The sequence below is a fragment of the Corynebacterium gallinarum genome (assembly GCF_014837045.1).
Lineage (GTDB): Bacteria > Actinomycetota > Actinomycetes > Mycobacteriales > Mycobacteriaceae > Corynebacterium > Corynebacterium gallinarum.
The window spans coordinates 52,694-64,827 of record NZ_JACSPR010000014.1 but is presented as its reverse complement, the minus strand read 5'-3'; the positions used below and the strand labels follow the sequence as shown (position 1 = coordinate 64,827).

At 60.5% G+C, this 12,134-nt stretch carries 9 protein-coding genes and 1 pseudogene; 4 read left to right on the top strand and 6 right to left on the bottom strand.

Annotated features, from left to right (window positions below; genetic code table 11):
- Positions 1-2,049: 2,049 nt before the first annotated feature.
- Together H9627_RS13660 and H9627_RS13655 are read right to left on the bottom strand one after the other, a co-directional pair.
- A complete protein-coding gene (locus H9627_RS13660) occupies positions 2,050-2,700 on the bottom strand; it encodes a hypothetical protein (protein WP_191734572.1) in 651 nt (216 codons plus the stop codon).
- Positions 2,701-2,759: 59 nt separating this feature from the next.
- On the bottom strand, positions 2,760-2,933 hold the full coding sequence (locus tag H9627_RS13655; protein ID WP_191734571.1) for a hypothetical protein: 174 nt from the start codon (positions 2,931-2,933) through the stop codon (positions 2,760-2,762).
- A gap of 1,094 nt (positions 2,934-4,027) precedes the next feature.
- On the opposite strand from H9627_RS13655, the gene H9627_RS13650 reads away from it, so the two are divergent.
- Positions 4,028-4,675 carry a hypothetical protein gene (locus tag H9627_RS13650; RefSeq protein ID WP_191734570.1) on the top strand — a complete coding sequence of 216 codons (648 nt, stop codon included), beginning with the start codon at positions 4,028-4,030 and terminating at the stop codon, positions 4,673-4,675.
- Between the two features lie 152 nt (positions 4,676-4,827).
- Complete coding sequence (locus tag H9627_RS13645) at positions 4,828-5,739, top strand: DNA-processing protein DprA (protein WP_191734569.1); 912 nt, start codon at positions 4,828-4,830, stop codon at positions 5,737-5,739.
- Between the two features lie 1,041 nt (positions 5,740-6,780).
- On the opposite strand, the pseudogene H9627_RS13640 reads toward H9627_RS13645, so the two are convergent.
- Positions 6,781-7,480, bottom strand: a pseudogene (locus H9627_RS13640) (IS6 family transposase).
- Positions 7,481-7,778: 298 nt separating this feature from the next.
- On the opposite strand from H9627_RS13640, the gene H9627_RS13635 reads away from it, so the two are divergent.
- Complete coding sequence (locus tag H9627_RS13635) at positions 7,779-8,390, top strand: class I SAM-dependent methyltransferase (RefSeq protein WP_198028689.1); 612 nt, start codon at positions 7,779-7,781, stop codon at positions 8,388-8,390.
- Between the two features lie 422 nt (positions 8,391-8,812).
- Here H9627_RS13635 and H9627_RS13630 read toward each other — a convergent pair whose 3' ends face one another.
- Positions 8,813-9,424 (bottom strand): YdhK family protein, encoded by a 612-nt coding sequence (locus tag H9627_RS13630; protein WP_191734568.1) that lies wholly within the window; start codon positions 9,422-9,424, stop codon positions 8,813-8,815.
- 98 nt (positions 9,425-9,522) lie between these two features.
- Positions 9,523-11,625 (bottom strand): heavy metal translocating P-type ATPase, encoded by a 2,103-nt coding sequence (locus H9627_RS13625; RefSeq protein ID WP_318247803.1) that lies wholly within the window; start codon positions 11,623-11,625, stop codon positions 9,523-9,525.
- Here H9627_RS13625 and H9627_RS14355 point away from each other — a divergent pair.
- A complete protein-coding gene (locus tag H9627_RS14355; RefSeq protein WP_318247804.1) occupies positions 11,518-11,859 on the top strand; it encodes a hypothetical protein in 342 nt (113 codons plus the stop codon). The genes H9627_RS13625 and H9627_RS14355 overlap by 108 nt on opposite strands.
- Here the strand turns inward: H9627_RS14355 and H9627_RS14350 are convergent.
- On the bottom strand, positions 11,740-12,066 hold the full coding sequence (locus H9627_RS14350) for a heavy-metal-associated domain-containing protein (RefSeq protein ID WP_191734566.1): 327 nt from the start codon (positions 12,064-12,066) through the stop codon (positions 11,740-11,742). The genes H9627_RS14355 and H9627_RS14350 overlap by 120 nt on opposite strands.
- Positions 12,067-12,134 lie beyond the last annotated feature (68 nt).

Below are 12,134 nucleotides of genomic sequence, written 5' to 3'. Positions count from 1 at the left end.
CCGCAGGTCACATGCCAAGGGTTGTATACATGGCTTTAGCTTTCGCGCATCCATGTAAACACGGGTGAAAGTAAGGGCCGTTTCACCAGAGCACTGCCCGTAACGCAGTGGAGGGTAGGCGCCTGGTGAACGCGGCGAGGGGCGAGACAAAGCGCAGCGACTCTCGGCCCCGAGTCGAACCGAACGGCAACCCGGGTTTGCGTGGATGGGCGTGTCTGAGACCGAGCGCCAGCGAGTGGATCAGACCCTGAAAATACAACCCGCCTCTGGCCGCCACCAAGGTGCCCCAGGCACCGACTGGCGAGCCTGGTGCCACATGGGTTTCGTGGCACCTGCGCCGTCGTAGTCGCCCCACGACTACGTGTGGTCTCCGAGACAAAGCGAAGCGTCTCTCGGGGGCCACTGGAACACTTATCGGCGCTCTGATGACAACACTGATTCAGACGGCCCCCTCGGGCCGACTGTGGCTCGCCCCCAGGGCGAGACAGGTGCGTTGCAGACCCGGACGCAGACCCGGACAGCACCGACCCCCAGGGACCCCGACCCGTGGGTTGCAGGGTGGGTGGCATGGACGGTTGTAGACATGGCAGCAACATGACTACAGGCGGGGTTGCAGGCCCGGCAACAGACCCCGACACAAGCCCGTCTCAGACGGGTTGCCTCGGCGTTGAATCGACGTCGGCTCGAGGTGGTTCCAGACCCCGATCTGGGGCCCGTCCTAACTCTGATCCACGGCCGTCTCCAGGAGCCCGTCACAGTGCCCATCACGAGGCCCGCTGCGGCCCTGGAAGCGGTGGGGCAGCCTCGGGGTCACCAGAGCGTCTCCAGGGCGCCACAGAGCCCCGCTGAAGCGCCTCGGTGACACCGCTGGATCCTCGGTGTGGGTGGGGTGAGAACCGACTCCCGGGGGACGTGGCTGGGGCGCGCCTGAGGCGGGGGTGGCCACGTCGCCGCTGCGGGGCTGCGAGCGCCGCTGCAGCGGCCGGTACCGAGCCGACACCGGGGCGGGAAGCAGCGGGATAATCCCGACTCCGAAACACCGCCTGCAGAAGCGGATCACGGGCACCTGGACGAGCCGGACAACCGGGGTGAATAACTCGCCTCAGGGGGTCGTTAATATCTGCCCAGCGGGGCAGATTCAGGCGCTTGCAATAAGTCCAGTATATCACCGTTAATAACGCACTTCAGTTATTAGTAACGTTATTCCGTGCCCTGTTTCGGCCCTGTTTCAGGCCCCGTTTCACACCGTCTGAGCCGGCACAGCGATGATGCGGCAGCGAGCCGGTAGCCGCCACAGGGCGGGGGTCGCAGCGCTGCTGGACGCCGGCCGAGACGTGTCCCTGCGAAGCCATAGGAGCTGAAACCCTGAGACTCGAACACTGTCGCATGTTCTCGAACATAGAAGCGAAAGCAGGAAAAAATAACCCCGCCTCGAGAAGCCCCTGAGTGGTCTCAGTGGGCACCTCACGAGGCGGGGTGTCGAAATAAGTGACCAGAATACTGTCCGTGTCAGCGACACTCTGGCAGACACTGCTGCCATTGTCTGAAATATCGACAGGATTGTGTCTGGATTCCAGACCATAATCTGGACACTGCACCGGTGTTCAGAAAACCGACACTGGTGTGTCGCTGAGAGTGTCTGAAATCCTGACACTGCCGTCATGGTCAAAAATAGGTCCATATTTTAGACAGGATTGTGTCTGAAATATGGACCATCAAGATCCTGGTCAGAATCCTGTATCGAAAACTGTCTGTAAAACAGACCACTTTTCCGACAACTGTCGCACGATCAACGCAGTGTCAGGATTACAGACAGCCAGGTGGTCAGAAAAATGCCCTGTAGACGGTCTCCGTGACTGTCGGTCACAGGAGCCATCTACAGGGCAGGATACGAGCCTGGAATACAGACACAGGTGGGTTGGACACAGGCACAGATGGTTGAGCTCAGAGAAAAAGAACCCCGCCCAGGAGAGCTGCCGCGGCAGTTCCTGGACGGGGTGAGTGGTGGGTTGGGTGGCAGGGGACTGGCAGGGGGATGAGCAGGGTGAGTCACCAGTAGGGCAGCTGCGCCACCTCTTCAGGTGTGATGAGTCGGTCTGCTTGGACTCTATAGACAGCCAGCCGCAGGCGGTTGTTCAGCAGCCAGCGAGCCCCGGCCTCGTCCCAGGGGTCGCTCGATGCACCCATGGCTGTGATGATCTCGCTGTAGGACACAGCGGTGAACTTCTCGCCGTCGAAGTAGGGTGCACGGACCATCCCCTCATCTAGATACTTGGTGGGGAGGTAGAGCTGGTCACTCAAGAACTCCTGTACCGCCTGCACCGTGGCGCCGCCACGCTCAATGACTCGGTGGTTGGTGCTGCGCTTGTTGCGGTTGTTGCTCGAGCCGGCGCCACTGCCGTTGCAGTGGTTGCTCCCGAGGTCGACGATGACCACTACGCCCGGGTGATCAATCGGCACTGGTGGAGGGGTCTGAAGCCGCTGTTCACGTGGTGCAAAAATCAGGTTGAGCACCAGACTGACAGGGCTGAGGGTTGTGCTGTTGGGGCAGTCGCCGGAGTGCTGATCAAGGACGCAGGTCGGCTGGGTCAGCACGTAGTCCGTGGCGGAGAACATGCGGCCGGCATGGTCGCTGACCACAGGTGCGGCCTGCAGGTAGCGCAGCAGCGGTGCGGTGGTGTGGGCGGGGTGCGTGAGCATGGGATTTTTCTCCTTATATATAGAGGTATAGGTCGTGCTGGCGTGAGTTGGGCTGCTCGTCACCGCTCGTCACGGATGAAATCGACTGTGCCGGTGATGTTGTCGAACATGACGTAGTAGGTGCGTAGTCCCTGGTCGGTACCCGCACCCGTGACGGCGGAAGCCACGGCCGGGTTGAGGGGCAGCACCAGCTCCGGAGCTACGGCCAGCGGTGTCACCAACCGGGTCAACATCCAGGCTGGTCAGGGCCAGCTGATCGGCCTGATAATCGACTGTCGTGGCACGAACGTCTAGATCCACCGCATCCGCGCGGCCGGCGGACAGACGTTCCAGCCGCATCCCACCCCACACCGCCGGCGGCCCGTCATAGTCGTGACGTGTCGCCGGCGGTGTTTTCCCTGAGGATATGCGCGCAAAAGGTATGACCTTATAGGTTCCATGGGTGACTTTGACACCCCCACGACCCCTCTTTCACTACCCGTGCGCAAAACGCGAACGGGAATGTGCACCGAACACGCACGGCTCACCTGGGGAAATGTAAATGCGAACGGAAATTGCGAACGACTGATTGCTGCCGCGACCTGCAGCAATACGGCCACGTGCGCCTCATGTGCCCTTGTGCGCGTTTTTTCCCAACCCTTATATACGTAGACACGTGACTCACGTAGGGACACGACCCACCACGACTCCCAGGAAAGGTCTCTGTCGTACATAGGGCTGGTAACTATTAGCCTGTAAAAGCGCACAGCGGAGCATAATTGCAGCTAGTGACTTATATTTACTGTGCTCTATTTATTTCAAATAACGAACAATATAAAAACCTATCAATCTTTTAACCCTGTGACCTGCAGGTTTACCGCTTTCTGGTTGTGCGCATTCTGTGCGCTTTCCGGGGGTCCAGGGAATCGAAAAGGCGCACAGGAGTGTTCCTCCGTGAGTTATGTGACGAATCTGGAACATACGCCCGTTATGGTGCTACCTTTGGCGCGCTTATGGTCCGTTCCGTGAGCCCGCGCTCTGCCCCTTTTCCCGGAAGGCCCATCAATCACGACAGGCCACCCACGGGCGGTGTCAACACTCTGCCTACCCCGCTGCCGACGGTGCATATCGTCCTCCCTCGAGCCCATAGCGCGCTCACCGGGCGTGCTTGTCCGCCCCACGACCCTGACGCCAATGGCCGGGCCGTACACGCGATACCGTTACTGCGTACAGGAAGAGAGACACCCAGTGATGTGAACAGAATCAGAATAATAATCATCAGAATATTCATCTGATGATTATGTTATGCTGATGGGGATGTTGCCCCACCCCTACCAAGGAGTCTCCCATGACTGTCGATAGCCCCCGCGCCCGCACCGAACGCGCCCTGGCCGAGCTCGTGGCCACCGAAGGGCCCCGGGCGGTCACCGTTGCCCGGATCCGGGCGGCAGCCCGGGTCGATCAGAGCGTGGCCGCGGACGTAGTCCGTCAGTGGCGGGGCACCCAACGGGTAGGTGCCACCGATGAGGTGGCTGTGCCCGCGACTGAGGATGAGGCGCGTGCTTTTGAGGCCCTGCGGGCAATCATCCGCCAGGCTGTGCTGGCCGAGCGTGCCACCCAGGACGATGCTGTCAACCAGGCCGCCAGCGCTGCCACCGAGGAGGCGGAGGAAGCCCACCAAGAGGCTGCCCGCCTGGTCGAGGAGCTGGAGAAGGAAAAGGCCATCACCGCCGAGCAGGCCACCATCATCGCTGCTTTGAAAGCTGAGCTGGCAGCGGCAGCCACAGAAGCTGACAGGTTACGAGATGAGCTGGCCCATCAGCGGGAGGTTGCTGGTGCTGCCCGTGAGGAAGCAGCCGAGGCCCGCGGCAAACTCTTCGTCTACGAACAACAGGCCGCCGCACAGGCTGCACAGGCGACAGAAGCCCCTGTCCCGGCCAAGGGTAGGGAGCAATCCACGGCAACGACCACCACGAACAGCAAGACGGGGGAGTAACTAGCCAAAGTTCTACACAGGCGATGGCTTTTCACAGCACCCAGGGCCTGTAGATCACACTCGGGATGACACAGCCACTCCTGAAAAGTGGGAAGAACAAATATGCACGGGGTCTTAACTACCCGTTTTATTAAACGACTACGATGAGGAACATGTACACGACCGACTTCTCAAGCCCGCAGGCGGAAAGCGATCAGACCCTGATCGGCATTATCGCTGCTGTACGCGCGAAGTCGTCCCTGTCCCAGCCTGCCCGAGTAGACCTGCTACTCACGCAGGGATTAGATGCACTCTTAGAGGACATTTTCGGCCACACCCTCATCAACCCTGAACGCGATATGGCACTCGAGCATGCCGCACGGGATCTGTCTGCCTGGCGGGAGAAAGGCTATCAGGTCAACAGCATCCTGGACCCGGCTTATCCTCATCACCTGGCGAGTGTCCATGAAGCTCCGGCCGTGCTGTTCAGCGTGGGTAGACTCGACCCGACCGATAATGGGGTCAGTGTTGTGGGATCTCGTAACGCCTCCCCGGGCCAGCTGCAGGCTGCCGGGGAGATCGCCACCGCGCTGGTTCGCCGAGGCTTGACGGTGGTATCGGGCCTGGCTGCCGGGATCGATGCGGCCGCCCACACCGCTGCCCTTGCTGCTGGTGGGCGCACTGTGGCGGTAATGGGCACCGGGTTAGACCACACTTATCCGGTGGCGCACCGAAAGCTGCGCAAAAGTATTGAGGATACGGGTTTGGTGTTCTCCCAGTTCTTGCCTGAGCAAACTGGTTCGAAGGCATCATTTCCCATGCGCAACGCGGTGATGTCCGGTTACGGTCGGGCCACCATCGTGGTTGGAGCCACCGAGAAGTCCGGAACCCGCCACCAGGCAAAAGCCGCAGTGGGTCACTCCCGGGGATTGATCCTCACCCCCCAGGTGGCCACCCGGACCAGCTGGGGACGTGCGTATGTTGAGTCCGGCGTGGCTCAGGTGGCGCACAACTCGGAGGATGCAGTAGATATTGCATCAGCCATAATTGCTACCGCAGATGCTGGCGCACAGCTGTTTGCATGAGGATCGACCCTGCCTTTGACCAGGTAGCTAATCAGTACCTGGAATCGCTCACCCACTTGCACAGCGCCAACAACGGCCATGACTTACCTGTCTGCCAGATCTGTCTGGGCCCCACTCGGACCAAGAAGGACTCCCTAGAGCACTGGAAGGTCTGCTGGCCCTGTCGGCAACACCAGAGCGCTCCTGGCATCAACCCCGAGGAATTAGCCAATACGGTCGGGTTCATTACTTACGCTCTCGAGCACGCGGATGGATCGGCGGATCAGTCACTGCGGGACATGTACCAGTACAAACAGCTTCCACCCGGACAGAGTGTCCGCCAGGGAATCTCGGAATCGGGCCAGCGCATTCGTACGCTACTCTACGTCACCTTACGGGATAATCTGCCCCTTCTTGCCCGGACAGTCGGGCCGGTGGAGGTGATCACTCATGTTCCCTCCACCAGCAGCAGACCTGGACGCGATCGCGGGGCGCTGGCGGATGCTCTCGACTCCGCTGTCGATCACATCTACGACATCGCCCCACACCAACGACTCTTGACATCTACCAGTGACCGTCCTGGTTCACCCCGCGCCATCGACCCGAGTAGATTTTCAGTGACGGACCCAACAGCGGTGGCCGGCCGGCATGTTTTGTTGGTGGAAGACACCTGGGTGACCGGGGCCAGCGTGCAATCAGCAGCAGTATCCCTGCACCGGGCGGGCGCCCGCCAGGTCACTGTGGTGTGCATCGCCCGCATGTTGAAAGCTAAGTGGACAGATGGAGCGTATCTGACATCTCAGTACGCCACCTTGCGGCCTCCCCGACCGGGCAGTGTCGTGTTCCAAGTAGGGGAATAGGAGGGCTGAGAATGTCTTTGTTCTGGCCTTACACGTGGAGTGTGATGTGAAAGGATCAGAGGGTGGAGCGTGGCGAACACTGGGCTTATCGGGCCCGAAAAAAGACCCCCTCGTGGAAGTAGAAGGTGCTGTTGCAAAGTTGGGTGGAGAACCGCGAACACTCCTTTCTTCGTCGCCCGGCCGGTATTATGGCCCAGCCTGCTTAGGCAGTCTCGAACCCCCGGCTGACGATCACCGCATCCGGATTCGGCTGCCCGCAGGCGAACATCGTCCCCTGGCCTTTCCTTAAGGAGTGCATCGCCTCCATACCCTTGAGCGTCCGGTACGCAGACGTCCTGTTCTTAAATGCACCTTTCGGCCCCAGGATCCGCTTTAACCGACCGTGGTCACCTTCCAGCACGTTATTGAGGTATTTCACCTGCCGGTGTTCCACCGTAGGAGGACAGATCCCCTCCGATTTCAACTCGGCAGTCGCCTTCTTTGTCAGTGCTGATCACTCGCGGGTATCCGGCTGAGGCGTTCGACCGCAGGGCCTTGGCCAGGAAACACTTCGCTGCGGCCACGTTACGCTTCGGAGAGAGGTAAAAGTCCAGGGTCTGACCACCGGCGGTGATCGCCAGATCAGAGGTAGCACCACCTGCCGCCGACCCGGATATAGGTCTCATCCACCCGCCAGGAACTGGCCTGCCAGTCAGGTACCTGCCGGTACCACCGTGTTTGCTTGTCCAGCTCAGGGGCGTATTTCTGGACCCAGCGGTGAGAATCGTGGTGTGATCGACCGGCACGCCACGCTCGGTCATCATTTCCTCCAGATCGCGGTAGCTCACCCCGTAGCGGCAGTACCACCGCATTGCCCACAGAATGATGTCACGGGGGAAATGACGACCGGAGAAGATACCCATGGCTGTGATTATTTCACGTCGCTTTTCCTACTGCCCCAACTTTGCAACAGCACCCTCCCAGGTCTCTACGCAGCTCTCCCAGGAGACTGCGGACAGCTTCTTCACCGTGGCGGACACACCCTACTCCCAGCAGGTGAAATGTTGGCTCGCGCGGCGATACGGACTGCTGTGCCGGGTAACATCGGCGACACGGTGGCATGTTTGTAGAGCCATAGCAGCCCAATGCGGTTCGGTATTACCGCCGGGAAACTGATCCGATCTCAGACTGCCCCGTAGATACGAGGAATCCATGCCCCGGATGTCGACCGCAGAAGCGTTGTTCTGCCGCAGTGCACTGTGGCATTTTCTGGCCCCGAGGATGATTCCCTGGGCGACTCAGGACTGCTCCCTCGCTGGACGCGTTCTGGAGATCGGCGGTGGCAGCGGAGCGATGGCTGAAGCAATCATCCACTCCCACGGGCAGGTGAACCTCACAACGACCGACGTCGATCCGGCCATGGTCCAGGCCGCGCAGCGATCCCTCGCAGGACTGCCCATTGAGGCACGTCAGGCTGATGCCACTGCCCTGCCCTTTGCAGACGAGTCCTTCGACATGGTGGTGAGCTTTCTCATGCTCCATCACGTGGTCGAGTGGGAGCAGGCGGTGGCTGAGGTGGCTCGGGTCCTGCGCCCAGGCGGGTTGTTCGTGGGATATGACCTGCTCTCCTCGCGCGTCGCGGGCTGGCTTCACCGGGTCGATGGCTCCCCGCACCGCCTCATCGAGGCCGATGCCTTCGAATCCGCCCTGGAACAAGCTGGTCTGGACCCACTCCGCCTTCGCTCCACTGGCGGGGGTCTGGTCCTGCGGTTCGTAGTACACAAGTCGAGTATCACCGACCACAACCCGAGTAACTCTGGGCACGGTACGTAGCTGCTTCGCGAAGATAAGCTCCAACCAATGAGACCAGGTCATCCCCGGTGACGATGACCGGTGCGGGATTTGGTGTGGGGCTCATTTCGCATCCTGATGGCTATGGCCGGTTCACCCGGCAGACAAGCGGGCCACGATGTACCGTCTCTGCCCACTCAGAGGACATCCGCCACGCCGTCTAGAGCGGCCGTCACCAAGGGAACATCCCCGTCACGGGCAGCCACCACCGGTGGGATGCTCCTGACTCGTCCGCGACGTCGTCCGCCAGGGATGGAACGACCACGCCTACCGACTGGCCCGACAGGTGCTCACCCAGGACGAGGACTAACTCGTCCTAGGGCAGAAACCAAAGAGGTAAGCACCCAGGAACCTCAACCAGATGGTGGAGGAGCCCGAGGTGCTGAGGTTGCGGTTGGTGGGTCTTACTCTGCCGGCTCAATCTCGCTTTCGGTGACCCATTTATGATTAGTCATGGTCATGTCGTCGGTGGTCAGATCAACCATGTAGACAGTCTCATCCGTCGAATAATCGATGGTGGCGGTAGCACCCTTCATCCCCGACATGTGTTCTGCATCGATGACCACTTCGGCTCCGTCAGACAGCGGTGCCTGGCCTGGATCAACCAGTTCCTCATGGACCACCCAACGGTGGTCGGTGATCGGTTCACCACCGCCAACCGGGGTGTAACTGACCGAATACGTGGTGGTGTCAAAAGCACCGGAGATCGTGGCCTGAGCACCATCCATGCCCGGCATGTGATCGGCCGTGAGAATGACCTCAGACCCTACTGGATAGGTTGGATCGACGGCTTCGACGATACCTTCTGGTGCCGGACCACCGTCTTCTGGATGATCCATGTCATGCCCACCGTCTTCTGCAGTGGTGGTGTCCTCGTGGGTCTCACCGTTATCCGCAGATGTCGCTGTGGCGCTGACAGTATCAGCGTTGTCAGAGTCGCTGGCATCGTCGCTACAAGCGCTCAGCACAAGGGTTGACGTCAATGCGAGGGCCGCAATGGTGATGGTGCGTTTCATGATCGTTCCTTTCAAGGAATAGTGATAGAACTGGGGGCCGAGTGACCAGGATGGTCATTATTGATTAGGGGGATGTCGACCCACAGGGTCTCCTCCTTCTACTTGCTGGGAGCCAGATGAGCAGGATCAAGATTGATCCGGCGCAGCAGCTGGGCGTTTAAGGCAACCACAATGGTCGATGCGGACATCAGGATCGCGCCAACTGCCGGAGAGAGCACGAATCCAATCGGGGCGAGCACCCCGGCAGCCAAAGGAACGGCGAGGATGTTATATCCAGAGGCCCAGATCAGGTTCTGGATCATCTTGGTGTAGCTGGCCCTGGAAAGTTCGATCATCGACAGGACTGCTCGGGGATCGTCACTGGCAAGCACCACCCCGGCAGATTCCATGGCCACATCAGTGCCGGCACCGATAGCGATACCGACCTCAGCCCGGGCCAGGGCTGGTGCGTCATTGACGCCGTCACCGACCATCGCCACACGCAGTCCACGATCCTGCAGCTCCGCTACCTTGGTGTCCTTGTCCTGAGGAAGGACCTCGGCGAAGACCTCATCAATGCCCAGATCCCTGCCGACGGCGTTAGCAACCTGACGGGCATCACCGGTGATCAGTGCAACCTTCACTCCTCGCGCCTGCAGCGCCTGCACTGCGGCGCGGGACTCGGGACGGATCTTGTCCTCGACCGCGAGTGCCCCGATGATCTGTCCGTCCCGGACGACGTGGAGCACACCAGCACCGCGCTGTTCCCAGGATTCAATCTGCTCATTCAGTTCGCCGGGGATGGTGAGATTGAATTCTCGCAACATATTGGGTCCGCCGACGAGGATATCTGCGCCGTCGACAAGCGCGCGGACCCCGCGGCCACTGGCCGCGGTGAAACCGGTTGCGCGCATCGGCTGGCGGGAGGCTTCTTCATGTTCGTTGGCTGCCGCGACGATGGCCCTGGCCACGGGGTGCTCGCTATCAGCCTCAGCTGCGGCAGCCAAAGCCAATAGCTGGCCTTCCGAGGTACCTGTTGCAGGTGCCACGCCGGTGACAGCGTGGGCACCTTCGGTCAAGGTACCTGTCTTGTCGAAGAGGACGATATCAATGGTGCGCATGCGCTCCAGCGCCATCCGGTCCTTGATCAGAACACCGGACTTGGCTGCGCGTTCCGTGGAGATGGCAATGACCAGCGGGATGGCCAACCCGAGCGCATGCGGGCAGGCGATGACCAACACGGTTACGGTCCGGATCACGGCGTCATCCGGGCTGCCGACCATCGACCAGACCACCGCGGTGATCAGTGCTGCGATCAGCGCGAACCAGAACAATAATGCCGCAGCCCGGTCAGCCAGCGCCTGGGCGCGGGAGGAGGATTCCTGGGCATCAGCGACCATACGCTGGATCCCCGCCAGTGCCGTGTCAGTACCGACCGCCTCAACGCGGACACGCACGGAGTTGTCGGTGGCCACAGTGCCGGCGACCACATGCGCGCCGACATCACGAAACACAGGGCGGGATTCGCCGGTGATCATTGCTTCGTCGAACTCGGCGGAACCGTCAATCACGGTTCCATCCGCGGGCACGCGACCACCAGCGCGTACCAGGACAAGATCGCCCACAGCCAGCTCGGCGATGGGGACGGTCCTGGTGGTATCGCCGTCGATCTTCTCCGCTTCGTCGGGAAGCAAAGCCGCCAGGGCGTCCAGGGCTGAGGAGGCTGAGCCCAAGGCACGCATTTCCATCCAATGGCCCAGCAACATGATGGTCACCAGCAGCGCCAGTTCCCACCAGAAATCAAGGTGGAACCCGCCAATCCCTAAGGTGGTGACCCAGGACGCGACGAATGCCACGGTGATGGCCATGGCGATCAGCAGCATCATGCCTGGTTGGCGGGATTTCAGCTCGGCGACTCCGCCTTTAAGGAACGGGGCTCCACCGAAGATGAAGATGATGGTTCCCAGTATCGGGGCGATCCAGGTGGAACCCGGAAACTGCGGGATCTGATAACCGATGATGTCGGCGAACATGGGGCTAAAGAACACGACCGGCACTGACAGAATCAGCGTCCACCAGAATTTATCCCTGAACATCGCAACGCTGTGGCCGGCGTGGTCACCGTGGCCGTGGACATGGTGATCATCGTCGTGATCATGGCTGGCATGGTCGCCATGCCCGTGGTGCTCGTCGATTGCGGAGTGGGGGTGATCCTGGGGCATGGCCTGGCCGTGGGTGGCAGCATCGTCGTGCTGTTCATGTCCAGTGTGATCACCGTGATGATGTGGGGTACTCATGAAACTCCTGTCTTTCTCTGGGGGTGGTGGGTGGTCGGATCAGGAAGGGGCGAGGGCATAACCGGCTTGTTCAATGGCCTGCGTGACGGTTTTCCGGGATGCGGTTCCGGTCACGGTGATCGTGGAGACACCACCCTTGATCAGTTCTATATCAACTGAAGTGATCTGTGGCACCTCCCCGAGGGCAGAGGTGACAGTGTTGACACACCCGGTGCAGGACAAACCAGATACTCGATATCGGGTCATGGATTCAGTGGCCGCGTCACCGCTGGGGGCGGAAGCCTCAGCTGACTCGGCAGGGCCGCAGCACCCACAACCAGCGGGATCAGTCGATTGGGTGGAGGTCAATGGCAGCAGGGTGGTCATCTTCAAGCTCCTGATAAGAGTGGACTGGGGAGGTTCTCACCCACCACCATATACCCCCATGGGGTATA

Bases quoted from the DNA above. Each gene is read 5' to 3' on its own strand.
- H9627_RS13660 (WP_191734572.1), bottom strand. From the start codon at position 2,700: ATGCTCACGCACCCCGCCCACACCACCGCACCGCTGCTGCGCTACCTG.
- H9627_RS13655 (WP_191734571.1), bottom strand. From the start codon at position 2,933: ATGTTGACCCGGTTGGTGACACCGCTGGCCGTAGCTCCGGAGCTGGTG.
- H9627_RS13650 (WP_191734570.1), top strand. From the start codon at position 4,028: ATGACTGTCGATAGCCCCCGCGCCCGCACCGAACGCGCCCTGGCCGAG.
- H9627_RS13645 (WP_191734569.1), top strand. From the start codon at position 4,828: ATGTACACGACCGACTTCTCAAGCCCGCAGGCGGAAAGCGATCAGACC.
- H9627_RS13635 (WP_198028689.1), top strand. From the start codon at position 7,779: ATGTCGACCGCAGAAGCGTTGTTCTGCCGCAGTGCACTGTGGCATTTT.
- H9627_RS13630 (WP_191734568.1), bottom strand. From the start codon at position 9,424: ATGAAACGCACCATCACCATTGCGGCCCTCGCATTGACGTCAACCCTT.
- H9627_RS13625 (WP_318247803.1), bottom strand. From the start codon at position 11,625: ATGCCCCAGGATCACCCCCACTCCGCAATCGACGAGCACCACGGGCAT.
- H9627_RS14350 (WP_191734566.1), bottom strand. From the start codon at position 12,066: ATGACCACCCTGCTGCCATTGACCTCCACCCAATCGACTGATCCCGCT.